General features: G+C 61.4%; 6 protein-coding genes. 2 read left to right on the forward strand and 4 right to left on the reverse strand.

Going from position 1 to position 20,901, the window contains the following annotated elements:
- Positions 1-45: 45 nt before the first annotated feature.
- On the forward strand, positions 46-1,794 hold the full coding sequence (locus tag JH15_RS10040; RefSeq protein ID WP_043529855.1) for a sensor domain-containing phosphodiesterase: 1,749 nt from the start codon (positions 46-48) through the stop codon (positions 1,792-1,794).
- 59 nt (positions 1,795-1,853) lie between these two features.
- Here JH15_RS10040 and JH15_RS10045 read toward each other — a convergent pair whose 3' ends face one another.
- The 4 genes from JH15_RS10045 to JH15_RS10060 all read right to left on the reverse strand — a co-directional run bounded on the left by JH15_RS10045 (position 1,854) and on the right by JH15_RS10060 (position 6,492).
- On the reverse strand, positions 1,854-2,147 hold the full coding sequence (locus JH15_RS10045; RefSeq protein WP_043529857.1) for a hypothetical protein: 294 nt from the start codon (positions 2,145-2,147) through the stop codon (positions 1,854-1,856).
- 250 nt (positions 2,148-2,397) lie between these two features.
- Positions 2,398-3,249, reverse strand: a complete 852-nt coding sequence (gene nfo, locus JH15_RS10050; protein WP_043529859.1) for a deoxyribonuclease IV — start codon at positions 3,247-3,249, stop codon at positions 2,398-2,400.
- An 88-nt stretch (positions 3,250-3,337) separates the two neighbouring features.
- Complete coding sequence (locus JH15_RS10055; protein ID WP_043529862.1) at positions 3,338-4,705, reverse strand: HlyD family type I secretion periplasmic adaptor subunit; 1,368 nt, start codon at positions 4,703-4,705, stop codon at positions 3,338-3,340.
- Complete coding sequence (locus tag JH15_RS10060; RefSeq protein WP_043529864.1) at positions 4,705-6,492, reverse strand: type I secretion system permease/ATPase; 1,788 nt, start codon at positions 6,490-6,492, stop codon at positions 4,705-4,707. Before JH15_RS10060 ends, JH15_RS10055 begins: the two co-directional genes overlap by 1 nt.
- Before the next feature lie 573 nt (positions 6,493-7,065).
- Here JH15_RS10060 and JH15_RS10065 point away from each other — a divergent pair.
- A complete protein-coding gene (locus tag JH15_RS10065; protein WP_052384029.1) occupies positions 7,066-20,817 on the forward strand; it encodes a carbohydrate-binding protein in 13,752 nt (4,583 codons plus the stop codon).
- Positions 20,818-20,901 lie beyond the last annotated feature (84 nt).

Below are 20,901 nucleotides of genomic sequence, written 5' to 3' on the forward strand. Positions count from 1 at the left end.
GAGCTGGTATTTTGCCGCCGCAGCTACGGCGGGGGACGATGATAGATGCACAACAATTACGAACAGGCGCGGCTCTATACGCTACGCCAACTCAACCTGCTGGACACGCCGCCAAGCGAGAGTTTCGACCGTATAACACGCATGGCGAGCCAGTTCTTCAATCTGCCGATCGCGGCGGTTTCACTGACCGATCAGGATCGACAGTGGTTCAAGTCGCGTGTCGGGGTGGACCATTGGGAAATCCCCCGGTTCAAGGCGTGCTGCGGCGAAGTTGCCGACGAATCCGAACTCCTGGTCATTCCCGATCTGGCGTCCTCAGCGACATACCATGACAGTGTGCTTGCCGAGTCGGGAATCCGCTTCTATGCGGGTGCCCCGCTGACCACTCAGGACGGCTACACGCTGGGAGCAATGTGTGTTCTGGGTACCGAGCCGCGCGAGGTGACCGAGCAGGAGATCGCCGTGCTCAAGGATCTTGCCGCCATGGTGATGGCCCAGATCGAGTTGCAGCACGCCTTCGGACGCATCGACCCACTGACCGGGTTACCCAATCGCAGCCAGTTCGGCGAGGATCTCGAGGACCTTGGTCGTGATGCCAGCGGCGAACTGCGTTATGCCCTGTTCACGGAAATTCTCGACGTCACCCAGACGACGACCCTGAATCGGGTCATGGGGCCGGCGTATCTGGATGAGCTGATTCAAGGCGCAGGGCAGGGCTTGCAACAGGGCGTCGGTAGCGGCGTGCGGCTTTACAGCGTGGGGCCTGGCCAGTTCGTGCATCTCATTCCAGGGGGCAACGAAGGCGAAGCGTCCAGCGAGGCCCTGCGTATCCGACGTGAACTCATGACACAGAGCCTGGCTGAAAATGCGGCAACCTTGATACGGCCCGTGGTGGGTGTTGCCCCCTTGCGGCTCGGCGAGGACAGCCCCGCGCATGTACTGCGTACCGCACATAGCGCGTGCCAGGACGCTCGTCAGGGTGAGACCGGCGTGGGCATCTACTCAATGGCGATAGATGCGAGTCATCGGCGCCGCTTTGCGCTCCTCTCGGGGTTCCGCGAGGCGCTGGAACATCCCGATCAACTGCACCTGGTCTATCAACCTCGTGTGACCCTGGGCGATCAGGCCTGCCGGGGGGCCGAGGCGCTTTTACGATGGCATCACCCCGAGTTGGGTGCGATATCTCCTGCCGAATTCATCCCCCTGGTCGAGAATACGCCTCTCGCCCGCCCGCTGACCGACTGGGTCATCCGAACTGCCATCGCTCAGGCGGTGAGGTGGTATCGCCAGGGCCAGCCAATCTGCATTTCGATCAATATTTCGGCCGTTAATCTCGAAGAGGACGACTTTGCCCAGCGGTTGCTTAGCCTGTTGGATGAGGCCGAGCTTCCGGCGGATTGCATTGAGCTCGAGCTGACTGAAACGGCCTTGCTGGGCCACGGTCGGGCAGCCTGGATACAGCTAGAGCGGCTGGTAGAAGCGGGCATCCGCGTGGCCATCGACGACTTCGGTACGGGCTATAGCAGCCTGGCCTATCTACAGAGTATTCCGGCTCAGGTAGTCAAGATCGATCGTTCCTTCATCCATGGATTGGATGAGGACGCTCGCAGCCAGACGCTGGTCAAATCGATGATCGGCATGGCACACGACCTGGGGTACCACGTCGTCGCGGAGGGCGTGGAAACCGAGCCGACATGGCGTTTCCTTGAACGGCTGGGATGCGATGAATTCCAGGGCTTTCTATTTGCCATGCCGATGGCGCCGGATGCGTTCGAGGCCTGGCTGAGTTCATAGTTAAAAAAACGGCGACGACCAGGCTTGCTGTTCGTCGCCGCTCGTCTTGTTTCCCTTCCCTAGGGGCTGACCGCTGCGACTTCGCTGTCCACGGTAGTTTTACTCACGTCATGCTCAAGATCGTTTGGCCACCAGTCGGCATAGGCCAAGCGGACCTTGGCGCCGAAATGTTGTACAGAATCCTCGACGATGAACTCACGCTGTTCATACATCGATTCCCAGCATGGACGCAAATCATCGAGAACGGCCACGAGGTCCGAAGGCCGTCCGCGCAAGCGTACGGAGAGATCCTGAGTGGCGGGGTTGTACAGGCGGGCTTCGTTGTTAGCGTAATCGAGCTGAAGGTTCTTCATTATTGTCTCCCTCGTTGGGACCTGCGTATTGCGGAATTGCACCACTGAAACCGTACATTCTCCTTGGATGGGTTGAACAGCCCTTTAATAGGAAATGAATGTTACAGCACAGGTTTATATAGAATAGATGACCGAATGCTCGGCGTCGGGGGGAGATTTGTCCTCCTTTAGCCGTAATGCATGGCCAGATTAATAACGTCCTACTAATAACCCATGATTTGATAAAAAAAGGCATCACGAGCGTAATGGCTCATTGTCTGGTTATAGTCTGCTGACGCAACCAGGCAATTTCTTCCGCCCAGATATCGGGCTCGATCGTCTCGAGAATCAGCGGTATCCCATCGATCCGTGGGTCCTGCATGATCGTCATGAAGGCGTCGAGACCGATATTGCCCTGGCCCAGGCTGTGATGTCGGTCGACGCGGCTGGCGAACTCGCTCTTGGCATCGTTGAGATGCATGCCACGCAGGTAGTCGAAGCCGACCACGTCGCCAAACTCGTCGAAGCTGGCGGTACAGGCGGCCGAAGTCCGCAGATCATAGCCGGCGGCAAAGGCGTGGCAGGTATCGATACACACGCCCACCCGCGTCTTGTCCTCGACCTGGTCAATGATCTCGGCCAGGTGCTCGAAGCGCCAGCCCAGGTTCGATCCCTGACCGGCAGTGTTCTCGATCACGGCGGTGACACCGCGTGTCTCGGCCAAGGCCATGTTGATCGATTCGGCAATCCTGGCCAGGCATTCGGCTTCGCCGATCTTGTTAAGATGGCTGCCAGGGTGAAAGTTGAGTAGCGAGAGGCCTAGCTGCTCACAGCGCTGCATCTCGTCGAGGAAGGCCGCGCGGGATTTCTCCAGGCCCTCACGCGCCGGGTGCCCGAGATTGATGAGATAGCTGTCATGCGGCAGGATCTGCCGGGAAGAAAAGCCGTGCGTTTCACAGGCCTCACGAAAGGCTGCAATCGTCTCGTCGGTGAGCGGTTTGGCCTTCCATTGGCGCTGGTTCTTGGTGAACAGGGCGAACGCGTCGGCACCGATCTCGCGGGCGCGGGTCACTGCCTGTTCCGGCCCGCCGGCTGCGCTGACGTGGGCTCCTATATATTTCATGGCACGCTTTTCCTCACTGGGGTCCAGCGGCCTACCTTATCACTGCACGCGGCGTGGGCCAGCCCGGCCTGGTTCCGTTGTACGCGGTTCACTCCTCCCTCATCGCGCGAGCGATCAGGTCGGTAAAGGGTTTGGCCACGTAGCTGGCAAACGTGCGTTCGCCGGTCTTGATCATGACTTCGGCGGGCATGCCGGCCAGGAGTTGCATGGTCTCGGTCATGCTTTCCTGGCCTGCGTCGGTCACGTGGATACGGGTCTTGTAGTAGCGGGTACGGGTGGCTTCGTCCTCGAAGCTGTCCGCCGAGACATGCGTCACTTCGCCATCTATGACATTGGACATGCGTTGGTTGAACGCGCTGAAGCGAATTTCGGCCGGCTGGCCCAGGTAGATATTATCGATGTCTCGGTCGGGCACGCGGGCCTCGACGACGAAACCATCGCCGGAAGGCACGATGTCCATGAGCGGATCCCCTGAGCGGATCACGGCGCCGAGCGTATGGATCTGCATCCCCACCACGGTGCCCGAGACCGGGGCAATGATCTGTGTGCGCTGAACCTGGTCGTCCAGTGCGGTGATGCGCTCCTCGCTGTCGGCAATCTGCGCCTGGGCCGTGCGTAACTGCTCGCCCACCTCTTGCAGGAACTCCTGGTTGCGTACGGCCTTCTGCAATAGATTCTCACTGATCTGCGAACGCAGGCGGGCCGCATCCGCGTTGTAACGGGCATTTTCGGCCTGATACTCCATGATTTCACGCTCCAGCTCGCGCAGACGTTGGCTGTTGCCCAGGCCCGATTTGAATAGCGAGCGGTGAGCGTTGGCTTCTTCCGCCAATGAAGCGATGCGGGATCGATTGATACGCTGGGTAGCCTCCAGCCCAACGATCTGCTCTTGCATCTGCAGGGCCTGTTCATCGAGCGAGGCGAGTGCCCCGTGAAGGGATTCGCGCCGTGCGGCGAACAGTTTTCGTTGCACGCTGAGAACGGCCTGGACTCGGGGTGAGGGGGACTCCAGCAAATCGTCGGGGAAGACCAGCGCTTCCTCGCCGGCCTGCTCGGCCAGTAGACGGATTTCGCTGGCGCGAGCGATATGGTACTCGGATTGGGCAATCTGCAGCTGAGCGCGAGATTGGGTGTCGTCCAGCACCAGGAGCGGTGCGCCGGCCTCCACCTTGTCACCGTCCTGGACCAGGATGCGCTCGACGATGCCGCCTTCGTAGTGCTGAAGGGTCTTCTTGAAGGATTCCACCGAGACGGCACCTGGGGCCACGACGGCGATGGCCAGGTTGGCTGTCATGGCCCAGCCACCGAACCCGCCGAAGGCCACCAGCAGAATGAGCATGCCCAAACGCCGGTAGCGTCGATCGCTGGTGGGCAATTGCTCGGCCTGGTCTGACTCGATCTGACGCGTTGTCGCTTCGCCGGGAAGATAGTCGGCGGGGCTGGCCTGGTATGTCATTATTCTGCCTCCTCTTGCCCGGCGAGTGGCGCGTTCTTGCCTCGGGCGGCCTGGCGAATCGATGTCGGACGGCTACTGGCGGCTCGTGGTGCGCCAGCGACACCGCGTACCGGTCTGCTTTGCTGTGCGGCGATCTGCTCGGGAGGGGCAAGCATGTTGAGCTGGCCATCCTTGAGCACCAGCAGGCGGTCGACATGCTTGAGGATCGAGTGGCGGTGGCTGATCACGAACAGCGTGGTGCCCTCCTGCTTGAGACGTTGCACGCACTCTGAGAGGGCGTGCTCTCCGGCCTTGTCGAGGTTGGCATTGGGTTCGTCCAACACGACCAGCACGGGATTGCCGTACAGGGCACGGGCTAGCCCGATGCGCTGACGCTGGCCGCATGACAGGCTGCTGCCACCCGCGGAGAGGTAGGTGTCGTAGCCATTCGGTTGCCGCAGGATCATCTCGTGGACACCCGCCTTGCGCGTGGCTTCGACCACCTTGGCCGGGTCGATTTCACCGAAGCGGGCAATGTTCTCGCTGATCGTCCCGTCGAACAGTTCGATATCCTGGGGCAGGTAGCCCAGGTAAGGGCCGAGCGCCTCACGCTTCCATTGAGTGATATCGGCACCATCCAGACGCACGCAGCCCATCTGGGCCGGCCAGATGCCGAGTATCGTCCGGGCCAGAGTGGACTTGCCGGCGGCGCTGGGGCCGACGATGCCGATGTGTTCGCCGACCTCGACATCCAGATCGATGCCGCGCAGGGTCAGATGGCGCTCACCCGGCGGGGCGACCGATACCTCCTCTAGCGTCACCCGACCGCGAGGGGCAGGCAGGGGCATATTGGGCTCATCCGCCGGAATTACATTCAGCAGTTCATTGAGGCGTTGATATGCCGTTCGGGCACCGACGAACCCTTTCCAGCCGCCAATGATCTGGTCGATGGGCGCCAGGGCGCGGCCCATGATGATCGAGCCGGCGATCATCATGCCGGCGGTCAGGCTGCCCTGAATGACCAGATACGCCCCCAGGCCCAGGATGAGCGACTGAAAGAGCACACGTAAGACCTTGGACAGGTTAGTCAGGGTGCCGGCATGGTCACTCGCCTTGGATTGGTGGATCAGATAGTCCTGATGCTTGGCCGACCAGCGTCCCATGATGGCCGGCAACATGCCCATGGCATGCAGCACTTCGGCATTTCTCAGGTTGCTGTTGGCCAGGTCCTGAGACTGCACGTGCTCGATGTTGGCTTCTGCCAGCAGGCCACGGGTGACCCGTTCATTGATCAAGGCCAGCGTGAACAGGATCACGCCGGCGCCCAGGGCGAAGTAGCCAAACCAGGGATGGAATAGAAACAGCACGCCCAGATAGACGGGTACCCACGGCATGTCGAAAAACGCAAAGAGACCGTTACCCGAGAGGAACTGACGGACGCTGCTCAGATCGTTGAGCGGTTGGGCAGAGGGCTTTCCGGGGAGCGCTAACGTCTTCTTGAACATGGCGCTGTACAAGCGTTGATTAATCATCGCGTCCAGCCGGTTGCCTACCCGCACCAGAATCCTTGACCTGACGAGTTCCAGTCCACCCATCACCACGAACAGGAAGACAATCAACAAGGACAACATGAGAAGCGTTTCATTACTTCGCGTGGTAATGACTCTGTCATACACCTGAAGCATGTAAAGGGGCGGGGCCAGCATTAACAAGTTGACGAACATGCTGAAAAACGCGACGGCGATAAATGAGCCTCTGCATTGGGACAGCACGGTTTGCAGTTCCTTGGCGCTTTGGGTAGTCGACATCGCCGTTCTCACTCTTCTTGTTTGATTCGAGGAACTCGGTGCGAACTGGCATTCCTCCATGTAAGTCAACGTAACACATGATTGCTTGGATGCCATCGTTATTTTTTAAAGTTAGCGATTTCGTTTGTTCAGTTAATTCTTTATAAATCATGGGTCTAGAATTATTTTTGTTTGTGCGATTAGGTTTTTAATGAAAGTGTGTGGGTATGACCATATACGAGGGATTAAAGTATTGATGTTTTAAAGTGGTGCGCTTTCCATGCTTCGTAATCGAGACCGGATCATTTTTTTGAATCCGCAGGCCTGCCTAAAATCAGTGGTTTCGTTTTGTTCTAATCCACTGTGCATTTAGCGCAATGTTTTCATTGGGAATATTTTTATATCGCTGGAGTTTGCTTTTACGTGGGATGACCGCGGGCTGTTTAAGGACTTTAAAGGCCTATTGCCAAGTTCTAGGAGTAATCTAAGGTGTGCTTGAGTAACGAAACGATACTTTTCGGTCCTGGTGCGTGGGTAATTCCTTCCTGGCTCTTCAAATGAAGAGACAAAAAAACAAGTTGAGTGAGGTGTCGCATGTTTTCTTTTTCCCTGGTTGATGCGGTCAATGGTGAGCTACGTCGTGGTCTCAAGGACACACAACGGCTCGACGCAGAGGATTTCTCAGGGGCGGCCCTTCGCGTCATTCCCACGCCGGAGAACGGTCTTGATGTGTCGCTGGTTAAAGCACTCCGGGTATCACTCACCAATGGCGATGGCGACCCCACGACGTGGACCGATACCTCGGCTCCGTTCATCTTCGCTGAGCTGCCTGCACTAATGGCAGGCGCAACCCGTTTCAACGTCGAGGCGCTGGACGAGCAGGGCGCGGTGCTTCCCCAAGGCACAGGCCAGCTGGCCTTCGACGTGACAGAAGGCAGCGAGGAACCCGAACTCTTCACGCCACTACGCATCCAGGCTGAAGATACCGACGACATCGAGGCCGATGGAAATTACACGACCCTCACCGGCGAGAATCTTCTTCCTCAGGGAGGCGAAGACGAACCCAATGCCATCAATGCCGAGGGCGGCGCGTATATCGACTATGGCGACCCCAGCGGCGAAGCATTGGCGTTCCATGTCGATATTGCCGAGGCTGGCGAGTACGAGATAGCGCTGCGTTATGCGCTCAGCCAGAACAGCGATGGCACCGACCGCAACCGACCGTTGCGGCTTGAACTGAATGGCGAACTCATCGACCGCCAGTTCGACTTGCCGAGCACCACGGACACTGCCGATAACGGCGATTTCACTACCTTCGCCGAGCGGACACTCCTGCTGCAGCTCGAGGCCGGTCAGAACATCATCAGCTTTACCTCCAATGGCGAAAGCGGTCCCAACGTTGATGCTCTCGAGGTTCGACAGCCTGCGGAGGGCTCAGTGGTCATCCAGGGCGAAAACCTGGCACTATCGCCAGCGCAGAGCCTCACTGATAACACCACGAACCGTGTCGTCACGCTCGATTCCATCATCACGATCGACGACACCTTCCGTATTGGCGCCGAAGGCGCCAGCTATTTAGACTGGGCTTTTGGCAATGCCGATGCCTATGCCGAGTTCGGCTACGAGGCGCCCGTTGCCGGCACCTATCGAATCACCGTGACCTATGCCGGTTCCACCGATCGACCGCTTGACCTGATGCGCGTGGAGAACGGCGAGACCACCGTGCTCGATACCTTCGATTTCATCGCCTCCGCCGCTCCCGAGTCACTGCCGGACGATCTCGACGATATCCCCGAGGGTGTTGAGGTCGCCGAGCAGCCGAGCGAATGGGAGGGCTGGACCACCGAGACCTTGGAAATAGCGCTCGGCGCGGGGGACCATCTCCTGCGCCTGGGCGGCTACGCCAATGGCCCCAACATCGACAAGATCGAAATGGCTCTGGTGGCAGCGGATCCGGTGCCGGCGAGTCTGGCGCTCGATAATGCCAGCGTGCTTGAAAACGACGATGGCGCCGTGGTCGGCCAGTTGACGATCGAGGGCGGCGCGGAAGCGTATGTTTACAGTGTCGATGACGATCGTTTCGAGGTCGACGATGCGGGAATGCTGCGGCTCAAGGAGGGGGTGAGCCTCGATTTCGAGACCGAGGCAAGCGTCGAAGTCCGCGTCACGGCGACCGATTCCAACGAAGTGAGCCTCACCGAGACGTTCACCCTGGCCGTGGGCGATGTCGAGGAAGAAACGCAAGCTACCGTGCTGATCGGTATCGCCGATGCCGCGCCGCTGGTCGAAAGCGGCGACGACGGCGTGACCACGCTGAACTTCGCCCTCAGCGCCAGCGAGAACTTCAGCGGCGAGGTGGCGCTGGACCTCGAGATCGATGGCGTGGCCGAGACGCGTAGCGTGACGTTCACTGACGGCAGCGCCATGTTGGCCGTGGACGTCGCCAACGACGACGAAGACAACGGCAGCGAGACGGTCAGCGTGAGCCTGATTGGCGTGACCGGCGACAACGTCGATGTCGACGCCACTGCGGCCACGGCCAGCGGCAGCGTGAGCGAGGATGACGAGGCACCGGTCGAGCCCGTCGACCCGATCCGCCTGCAGGCCGAGGACTTCGACAGCTCCTTGGCGTTCAGTGTCGAGTCCATGGCCGCCGCGGACGGTGGCCAGGGCATCCGCTTGCCGGCCAGGACCGAAGGCAGTGCCCGTTATGAGCTCGACGGCAAGGTGGCTGCCGGCACCTATACCGTGATCGTCCGCTACTTCGACGAAGACGACGGCGAGAGCACGGCGCAACTGAGCATCGGCAACGCCGAGGGCGAGAGCTTCAGCGGTAGCTGGACCTTCGACGACGACGGTGGCGGCAACGGCCTCCAGGCCCAGAACCTGCGCACCGTGACGTTCGAGAATGTCACAGTTGGCGAGAATGCCGCGCTGGATCTGAGCGTCACCTCGGATGCCTTCGAATACGCCCGTATCGACTATATCGAGTTCGTGCCCGGCAGCATCGAGCCGACCCCTACCGCACTGATCGGTATCGCCGATGCCGCGCCGCAGGTCGAAAGCGGCGACGACGGCGTGACCACACTGAGCTTCGCCCTCAGCGCCAGCGAGAACTTCAGCGGCGAGGTGGCGCTGGACCTCGAGATCGATGGCGTGGCCGAGACGCGTAGCGTGACGTTCACCGACGGCAGCGCCACGTTGGACGTGGGTGTCGCCAACGACGACGAAGACAACGGCACTGAGACGGTCAGCGTGAGCCTGATCGGCGTGACCGGCGACAACGTCGATGTCGACGTCACTGCGGCCACGGCCAGCGGCAGCGTGAGCGAGGACGACGAGGCACCGGTCGAGCCCGTCGACCCGATCCGCCTGCAGGCCGAGGACTTCGACAGCGCCTCGGCGTTCAGTGTCGAGTCCATGGCCGCCGCGGACGGTGGCCAGGGCATCCGCTTGCCGGCCAGGACCGAAGGCAGTGCCCGTTATGAGCTCGACGGCAAGGTGGCTGCCGGCACCTATACCGTGATCGTCCGCTACTTCGACGAAGACGACGGCGAGAGTACGGCGCAACTGAGCATCGGCAACGCCGAGGGCGAGAGCTTCAGCGGTAGCTGGACCTTCGACGACGACGGTGGCGGTAACGGCCTCCAGGCCCAGAACCTGCGCACCGTGACGTTCGAAAATGTCACAGTTGGCGAGAATGCCGCGCTGGATCTGAGCGTCACCTCGGATGCCTTCGAATACGCCCGTATCGACTATATCGAGTTCGTGCCCGGCAGCGTCGAGCCGACCCCCACCGTGCTGATCGGTATCGCCGATGCCGCGCCGCTGGTCGAAAGCGGCGACGACGGTGTGACTACGCTGAGCTTCGCCCTCAGCGCCAGCGAGAACTTCAGCGGCGAAGTCACGCTGGATCTCGAGATCGATGGTATGGCCGAGACGCGTAGCGTGTCGTTCACCGACGGCAGCGCCATGCTGGCCGTGGATGTCGCCAACGACGACGAAGACAACGGCACCGAAACGGTCAGCGTGAGTCTGGTCGGCGTGACCGGCGACACCGTGGCGATCGACGCCACGGCGGCCACGGCCAGCGGCAGCGTGAGTGAGGACGACGAGGCGACAGTCTTCGTGCCGATCGTCATCCAGGCCGAGAACGGCGATCTCACGATCTTCGATGACGGTTCGAATACGACCGTCACCACGGTACGTGACGCGGACAATCCCGAGACGGGAAGTGGTTTCAGCGGTTTGCGTCCCGACTTCTCCGGCACCGGTTATGTCGACTACGGCGACACGGCCGGCGATGCGGTGACGTTCGAAGTGTCGGTCCCCCAGGCGGGAAGTTATGACCTGAACATCCGCTATGCCAGCAATACCGGACGTCCCCTCGACTTGAGCATCAACGGCAATGATGCCGGTGCATTGCCCTTTACCAGCACCGATCCCGATGGTGCCGGTGAGGAGGAGGGTTTCGACCACTGGCTGTTCGAGACCGTGACCGTCACGCTCGCGGCGGGCAGCAACAGCGTGTCATTGGCGATCCCCGAGGGGGCCAGCACCGGCCCCAACATCGATCGCATCGAAATCACCGAGGCGGGTAGCGGGCCGCTCCCTGAAGACCCCGACGGCGAACCTCCCGTCGAGGTCGATCCCATCGTCATCCAGGCAGAAAATGCCTCACTGGTGGCGATCAACGATAGTGGCAGCCCCGACGAGGGCGCCTTTACTCGCGTGGTGGATGCCGCCAATCCTGATGCCTTCGGCAACTACCGTGAAGGGGCCGAAGGCGGGGCCTATGTCGACTTCGGCTCCGACCCCGGCGATGAGGTGGTCTTCACGGTCAACGCCGAGGTGGCCGGTACCTACACCGCCACCATCCGTTTTGGCAATGGCGGCGCCGATCCACGTCCGCTCAATCTCAGCGTCAACGGCAGCGATGCGTCCCAGGTCGCCTTCCCCCCGGCACCCGACGACGGTGTCACCGATCCCTGGGATATCTGGCAGGAAATCGAGATCGAGGTCGAACTCGAGGCCGGCGCCAATAGCGTCTCCTTTGCGATCCCCAGCGTGGCTGAAGGTGGCGTCAATAATGGGCCCAACTTCGATTGGATCAAGTTCGATCACCAGGCCGACGATGGCGGAGAGCCCCCTGTCGAACCGTTCCTGTTCGAGATCGAAGGCGAAGCCCTCACTATTCACGACGACGAACCGACGCCGGATACGGTGGTGCGCGACGCGTCGAACCCCGAAACCAACACGGGCGCCGGTCCGGATGGCTTGTGGGATGGCTTCGGCGGTGAGGGTTATCTCGATATGGGCAACGAGACGGGTGATGCGGCCTCGTTCGAGGTGACGGTCGAGGAGGCCGGCACCTATACCCTGACCGTACGTTACGCCAATGGCGATGGGGCCGGTGCCAGCCGCCCCATGGATATCCTGGTGGGTGGCGAGTCGCAGGGTTCGATGGGCTTCCCCACGACCGGCATCGGCGATGCCGGCTGGCTCAACTGGTCGGAGGCCACGATCGAGCTCGATCTCGAGGCGGGCAGCAACACGATCCGTCTGGAAAACCTCGGTAACGCCGGGCCCAATATCGACAGCCTGGCGGTAAGCCGTGAGGGTGACGAGGAGCCGCCGTTCGTGGAGCCTGGCGAGCGTTTCGCGGTCAAGATCAATTTCCAGCCCGAGGGCTTCGCCACGCCGGAAGGCTACGTGGCGGATACCGGCCAGGCGTTCGGCGACCAGTCGGTCACGGCCGGCGGACAGACCTACCAGTACGGCTGGGTCACCGAAGCATCGATTGCCGATGGCACTGACAACGGCACCACACCGCTGGCGATAGCCGACCTGACCAATGTGGCCGTCAATGACCGTACCGACGAGATCGCTGGTGTCGATCCGCGCCAGGGTACCTATGCCCACTTCGACCAGCCGGCAGCCAATTACGTGCGTGCCGGGTGGGAGATCGAGCTCGAGGATGGCTACTACGAGGTGACCCTTTCCATCGGCGATACCTCCGGCCCCTATGACAGCGTCAATGCCGTCAATGCCGAGGGCGAGGCATTCAACGACGCCTTCACGCCCTTCCGACCCGATGATTTCCCCGAGGATGGCAATCCCGCCAACGATACCGAAGGGTTCCGGTCGGACCTGGTGACTCGGGTGGTGCTGGTGACCGACGGTCGCCTGACGCTGGATTCGATAGGCCTGGGGGAAAATACCGAGATCCAATACGTCGAAATCAAGGCGTTGCCCGACCTGACCCCCGAGGATGATCGCGAGGCACCGGCGGACTATGCCTTCTTCACCGACCCGCGGGCCATCGCCGGGGTAGGCGAGAACGAGGTCGAGGTCGATCTCGACGCTGAAGACGGCACGCCACCCACCGGCGTCGATCCCAATTCGGATATCTTCGTGGGCATCTCGGTGGTCGATGGGCGTGGTGGCGCGCTGCTGGAGAGCCTCAATGACGGTTCGGTTCGTTTGTTCAAGACCGTCAGCGGCCAGGAGGTCACCTTCAACGTCAACACCACCGGTGGCTTCGACTCGCTGACCATTTCACCCAGCGGGACACTGCAGGAATTCACCAGCTACACGCTGGTCATCGAGGGTTTCCAGGACCGCGGGCCCAACGACGATCCCGATGCCCCGACCCGTGAGTTCCAGAAGTTCACGACCACCTTCGTCACTGGCGAAGCCGCGGAAATCGTTCCCCGTGAAGTGGCCTTCAACGACGTGGTCGAGATCAATGGTGCCACGGACGGTGCCTTCCAGTTCACCTCGCTCGAAATCTCACCGGACGGCAGCAAGATGTACGTCTCGGATATGCTCGGGCAGCTCAAGCGCTACGATATCGATCCGCAGACCGGGGCGCTGTCCAACGAGCAAGTACTGGCGCTGGATCACTTCAACGGTGACAGTGCCGGGGCGCGTGGCATCATCGGTCTGACCTTCGATCCCACCGATCCCAATGTGATCTGGGTCACCGACAACTACCCGATCCCGCTCTCGGGACGCGACAACGGGGTCCCCGACTTCAGTGGGCGGATCACCAAGATCACGCTGGACGGGGGCGACGCCTTCAGCGCCACTGCAGAAACCTACGTGACGGGGCTGCCGCGCTCCAATGGCGACCATGTCACCAACAGCCTGGAATTCCGTGCCAACCTGGCCTATGACGCGCAGGCCAATCCCGATGTGCCGAGCCATCTCTTGTATCTGGTGCAGGGTTCCAACTCAGCCATGGGCGAGATCGATAGTGCCTGGGGTAACCGTCCCGAGCGGTTGCTCAATGCCACGGTACTGGAAATCGACCCGACCCAGGAGGCACCGGAGGGTGGTTTCGACGTCTCCACTGAGCCGCTACCCAACGACGGGTTGAACAGGCGGTTTGCCGATAATGACAATGACCTGCTGAATGGCCCCATCGAGATGGGCAACGGGGAATACCTGGTATTTGCCGAGAACGGCACGGCAACGGTGCAGGATGTCGACGGCAACGTCCTCGAGGCTTACTACGATCCGTTCGCCGACGATGCCGTGGTCAAGATCTTCGCCACCGGGGTGCGTAACGCCTACGACCTGGTCTGGCATTCCAACGGCAGTCTTTACGTACCCACCAACGGCTCGGCCGCGGGCGGTAACGTGCCGGACGACCCGTCGACGCCTCAGAACGAGTATCAGGGCAACGTCGAGAAGCAGGACGACTATCTATTCACGGTCGAGGAGGGTGGCTACTACGGCCATCCCAACCCGCTGCGCGGCGAGTACATTCTCAATGGCGGCAACCCGACCACGGGCAGCGATCCGAACCAGGTAGGCAACTATCCCTCGGGGCAGCAGCCCGACCCCAACTACGATCTGGAAGGGGCTTACTCGCTGGGTGAAAACCGTTCCCCCAATGGGGTAACCGAGTACACCAGCGGCGTGTTTGGCGGCAATCTGCAGGGCAGTGTGCTGTTTACCGAATACTCCGGCGGCGACGACATTCGCTACATCTCGCTGGATGCCAATGGCAATATCGTCGGCGACGATGTGATTCGTGACGTCAACGGCAACGTCATCAGCTACATCGATCCGTTGGACGTGATCGAGAATCCCGCCACAGGCCAGCTGTACCTGCTGACGCTCAACCGCAACAACGGCCAGAGCCAGATCATTCGGCTCGACCCGGCACCCGGCGGCGTCATCACCGACCCTGGCGAGCCGGGCGAGCCAGGCGACGATCTGGTCAGCGTACTGGTCATCCAGGCCGAGGATGACACCCCCAATGACGGCACGTCGGTCGCTATTGCCGAGGGCAGCGGGGCTGAGATCGAGATCCGCGACGCAAGCAACCCGGAAACCACCGAGGGGCTTGAATACGGCCTGCGCCCGGGCGCCTACGGGACCGATGGCAATAACGACAATACCGACGGGGTGCTGGGTGGCTACGCCGACTTCGGAGCCACCAATGCCGACTTCCTGACCTTCAACTTCGAGCTGTCCGGATCCGATGCCGGCGAGTCGGTATTGCGGGTGCGCTACGGCAATGGCGCGAACACCGACCGGCCGTTGGAGGTCTTCGTCAACAATGTCAGCGTGGGGGTCTTCGCCTTCAGTCCGCCAGCGGGCGCCACCGGAGACGACGCCTGGAACGAATGGATGACGCTGGATATTCCTGCCGACCTGGTATCGGGACTCAACACGGTGCGCTTCCAGGCCACCGCCAATACCGGTCCCAATATCGATCAGCTGGAGATCCTCAAGGCGCCCGACGACACCACCCCGGGCTATACCGAGTACGAGGCGGAAGCTGCGGACCTCGACGGCCCGGTGGTCGTGACCGCCGATCAGGACGACCGTAACGCCTCGGGCGAGGGCTTCGTCGACTTCGACGGCACGGCCGACCAATCCATCACCTGGACCATCGAGGTGGACGAGGCGGGGACCTATGAGGTCGGCTTCCGCTACGCACTGGCCACTACCAAGGCCGACCGGCCCATGATGGTGTCCATCAACGGTAGCGATGTGGGTGAACTCAACTTCCCAGGCGTCAGCGGCGTAGAGGAGAGCGACTGGTATTACCAGACCACCACCGTGATCCTGTCGGCGGGTAGCAATACCGTAAGCGTGACCGCCCCGGGGGCCAACGGGCCCAATATCGACCTGCTGCGCGTGGCGGATACTCCCGAGGATACCTTCGAGCCGAGCTATGCCGACATCGATGGCAGCGGTCGCATCGAACTGGAGAATGGCGAGTCGGCACGTCCGGTCAACGAGCGTACCGCCGATTTCTACTTCACCGTGAGCGAGGACGGGGCCTACAAGCTCGACCTGGCGGCCAATGCCGGTGCGTCCGATGGGGGCAACCTGACCTTGTTGCTCAATGGTCAGCCGCTCGATCAGATGGGCTATCCCGGTGTCGGTGACGACGGTGAGCTTTCCACCTACGTGGAGCTGCAAGCCGGCATACAGTACAACCTGCGGGTCGTCTCGCAGGCCGATGGCGCCAACGAGATCGATTATCTCGACCTGTCGCCGGCCCCGGGCGATCCCGATGCCGATATCGGCATCGAGAGCGGCGATGCGGCGTACTTCTCCGATCGCCTGCACTTCAATTATCTGGAGAACAACAGCGCGTCCAACCCCGACCGTGACTACAAGGAAAGCGGCACGGTCGTGATCAGCAACACCGGCACCAGTGAACTGTCCTTCATCGACGCCGACGTCGAAGGCCCCTTCGTACTGGCCCAACCGACTATCTTCGCCGGTTTGACCCTGGGTGCCGGTGAATCGATCGAGGTCGAGGTGCTGTTCGATCGCGAAGCTTATACGCCGCCCGCCAATGATGCCGGCGACGGTGTCTTCGAGGGCCGTATCCGCCTGGTCACCAACGATGCCGACACACCGGTCGCCGAGGTGCACCTGGCCGGGTTCTGGCAAGCGCGCGATGAAGGCGGCTGGGAGCCCAACGTCAATGAAGTCTGGGAGGTGTTCGGCTTCGGTAACGTGATCGAGGGGCTCTCCACCCAGCGTGGGGGTGAAAATTCGGTACTCAACGGCTTCGACCTCTACCGTCCGGTCAATGACGACGAGGTGCTGTCGCGCTACTGGAAACTGGCCGATGGCGTCGAGTCAGCCACCATCACGCATATCGCCGCATTCCACGGCGGCGGCGGGGCGACGCTGGGTATCCATAACCCCAACAATAAGAACGCCGATATCACCTTGAGCAACCATGCCGGCGACAACAACCAGTCGCTGCTGCCGATCCTGTCGAACGGCGGATTCGCGACAGCCACGATCACCGCCGACATGATTCCGGCGAGTTGGGCGGGCAACGGCCTCTTCGGTATCGAGGTGGCCGGACTGTCCACCGACCCGTCGCTCAACCCGACGGGCGGCGGCACGGTACCGGACGACGCCGAGGGCATCGAGCGCGGTTACACCGTGCGCATGTTCCAGGCGCTCGATGCCAACGGCAACGTGATTCCCAATACCTACCTGGGGATCATGGATTACACCGGTATCAACTACGACTACAACGACAACATGTTCGTGATCGAGGGCGTCGAACCGGCCTCGGGGGGTGAGATCACGATCGCCAACCTGGATGGTGTGCCGTCAGACGAGCGCCTGGTGATGAGCCGCATCGAGAATCCGGCCAATGCCAATCAGCAGGTGCATGACGAAGTGGTCTTCACCATCACCAACGACGGCTTCGCCAACCTGGAGATCGCCAGCCTCGAGATCGCCGATCCGTCGCTGTTCGAGATCGTCGGTGAGAGTACCGATCTGGTGATCCCGGCTGGCGGTTCCCTGAACGTGACGGTGCGCTTCATCGCCCAGGACACCAATACCGCGACCCTCTACGAGTCGACGCTGACCATTAACTCCAACGACGGCGACGAAGGCCAGAAGGTCATTCAGCTGGCGGGGCTGGCTCAAGGGCAATCGGAAAGCGGCCAGGAGCCGACGGTGCAGGACATCGTCAAGGCCTTCGGATTCAGCACCGATGTCGCCGAAGGGCAGATGAACCAGGGCGGCCTGGTGGAAGCCAACGGCGACGAGATTCTCTCTCCCTACTTCCAGCGCGCCGAGGGATCGGCCCCGATCAAGATCACCCAACTGGCGGCTTATCACACCCAGGGCGATGTGGCACGACTATTCATACACGACGTCGACAGTCGCGATCTGGACGAGGTGCTCGCCCATGACGAGCAGGATGGCCAAACCTTGTTGCCGCGCACGCTCAATAACGGTGACCTGCTGACCACGACCACGCTCGATCGCGATGACCCGTTCGGTTTCTTCGCCGAAATTAGCGGTCGCCAAGGGTATATCTCCTGGTCCGATCCTGACGCCAATCTCTATGAGGACACCATCGATGCCATCGGCAACCCGGGCACGAACCTCGATTGGGACCAGAACGACGGGCACCTGATCCGTGTCTACGTGGCCCGCGATGGTAGCGGTGAGGTGATACCCAACACCTATATCGTGATCCAGGATTATGCGGGGGTGAACTACGACTACAACGACAACATCTTCCTGCTCGAGAACGTCACGACCTACGACCCGACCGGGGCCGAGGATGCCGATGGCAATGGCCGTGTCGATATCTACGACGATGATGACGGCGACGGGGTGCCCAACTTCCTGGACGATCAGGCGCCTGTGCAGCAAACCGCCTATAACGATAGCGATACTCCGTGGGTGGTAGGCAGTGACGGGCTCACGCTCGATGCCGTCAACTACGACGAGGGCGGACAGGACGTCGCCTACAACGACAGCAGCGCGAACCAGGAGGGCAGCGATTTCCGCGGCGACGGCGTGGATATTGTCGGCGACGGCGACGCCATCGGCTGGATCGAGAACGGGGAATGGGTCGAGTACACCATCGAGGTGGCCGAATCGGGCACTTATGAGCTGTCGTTCCTGACGGCACTCGGCGCGCAGAACGGCAGTGCGCGGTCGATCACCGCCTCCTTCGCGCAGGGCGATACCGCCTACGCAACGGCATCGCCGGTCGCGGTGGGTTACACCGGCGGCTGGTCGACCTTCACCCAGACCGACACGGTGCAGGTCGAACTGGAAGCCGGTGTACAAGTGGTTCGCCTGACCTTCAATGGCGGATCGCAGGACCTGGCCTCGTTCAGCCTGGCGCCGGTCGAGACCAACAGCGCTCCGGAAGTCGACAATGGCCTGAACGATTTGACGGCCACCCAGGACGAGGCGTTCTCCTACACGATCCCGGCGGAAGCCTTCAGCGATGCCGATGGCGATGCGCTTAGCTACACCGCCAGCGGCCTGCCGGCCGGGCTGACCCTTTCACCCACAGGGGTGATCTCGGGCACGCCGACGGCGAATGGCAGTTTCGAGGTGCTGGTTACCGCCTCGGACGGCGAGGATAGCGTCGAGACCGGGTTCACGCTGACGATCGAGGCGCCCGTGGTTGTCGATGGTCAGACACCCTTCAATGACAGTGGAACACCCTGGGCGGTGGGCAATGGCATTACGCTCGATGCCACCGTCTTCGACGAGGGAGGTGAAGGAATCAGCTACAGCGATGCCGATGCCGAGCAATTGGGAAGCGATTTCCGAGACGTCGGTGTGGATATCGTGGGCAATGGTGATGCGATCGGCTGGGTAGATGAGGGCGAATGGGTGGAATATACCCTCGACGTCGCCGAGGCCGGCACCTATAGCCTGAGCTTCATGTCGTCGACACCTGAGAACGGCCGCACGATAACGGCCTCGGTGGAGCAGGCTGGTGCGTTCTATACCAGCTCGTCGCCCCTCGCGGTGCCCAATACCGGCTCATGGACGAACTTCACCCAGACCGAGGCCCTGGAACTCGGCCTGCAGGCCGGTGAGCAGGTATTGCGCCTGACCTTCAATGGCGGATCGCAGGACCTGGCCTCGTTCACCCTGGTGCCGGTCGAGACCAACAGCGCGCCGCAAGTCGACAATGGCCTGAGCGATTTGACGGCCACTCAGGACGAGGCGTTCTCGTACACGATCCCGGCGGAGGCCTTCAGCGATGCCGATGGCGATGCGCTCAGCTACACCGCCAGCGGCCTGCCGGCCGGGCTGACGCTCTCGCCCAACGGGGTGATCTCGGGCACGCCAACGGCGAGTGGCAGCTTCGAGGTGCTGGTCAGTGCCTCGGACGGTGAGGATAGCGTCGAGACTGGCTTCACCCTGGTGGTGGGTGCGCCGCCTGTCGATGATGGGCAGACCCCTTTCAACGGCACACAAGCGCCATGGCTGGTCGATGCCGGGGGTCTGACGCTGCAGGCGATCCATTATGACGCGGGTGGCCAGGGTGTGGCGTACAACGATAGCAGCGAGGCGCAGCTAGGCAGCAACCTACGCGGGGATGGGGTCGATATCGCGGTGGCCGAGAATGCGATCGGCTGGGTGGCTGACGGCGAGTGGGTCGAATACACCATCAATGTGGCCGAGGCAGGTACCTACGATCTGTCCTTCATGCTGTCGACACCGGAAAGTGGACGTAGCATCACCGCGTCAGTGGAGCAGGGCGGAACCTTCTACACCAGTTCGTCGGCCTTGGCCGTCCCCAATACCGGTTCGTGGACGAACTTTACCCAGACCCAACCGTTGGCCATGGACCTGGAGGCCGGAGAGCAGGTTCTGCGCCTGACCTTCAATGGCGGTTCGATGGACATCCAGTCGCTCACTTTGGACAAGCAGGAGGAGCAGCAGGCCTTCAACGACTCGGGCACGCCGTGGTTGATCGATGCCGACGGCTTGACCCTCGATGCCGTTCTCTATGATGAAGGTGGAGAGGGTGTCGCTTTTAGCGACAGCGATATGTCGGAGTCGGGTGACGATTTCAGGGCGGATGGCGTCGATACCGTGGGTGGCGGCGAGGCGATTGGCTGGGTCGCGGATGGGGAATGGGTCGAGTACACCGTCAATGTGGAGCAGGCGGGTACATACGCGCTCTCCTTCCAGACGGCGACGACCCACAATGGTCGCTCCATCACCGCAGCGGCGGAGCAGGACGGCCAGTTCTATGCCGAATCCTCACTGGCGGTTCCCAACTCGGGGGCATGGGGCAACTACGTGTCCACCGGTACGCTGTCGCTCGACCTTGAAGCCGGTGAGCAGGTGCTACGGCTGACCTTCAATGGTGGCTCGATGGACCTGCAGTCGTTCACGATCGCGCAAGTGCCGGGGGCCATGCCAATGCTTGCGGCAACGCTCGATGAGCCAGCGCTGAACGATGCCAGCTTCGATGGCGGGGAGCATGGCGAGGCCGCGATGGCGCCCATGAGTGACGAGGTGAGTCTGGCGGGGGTCAAGGACGACGAGGGGATGGCGTCCTCTCTCATGTAGCCCTGACGCTCCCGTCCTCAGTCCGGACGTAACGTAAATCGCCCCCGGCCAGGTTTCCTGGTCGGGGGCGTCATGTTCTGCTTG

It is taken from the genome of Litchfieldella xinjiangensis (assembly GCF_000759345.1).
GTDB lineage: Bacteria > Pseudomonadota > Gammaproteobacteria > Pseudomonadales > Halomonadaceae > Litchfieldella_A > Litchfieldella_A xinjiangensis.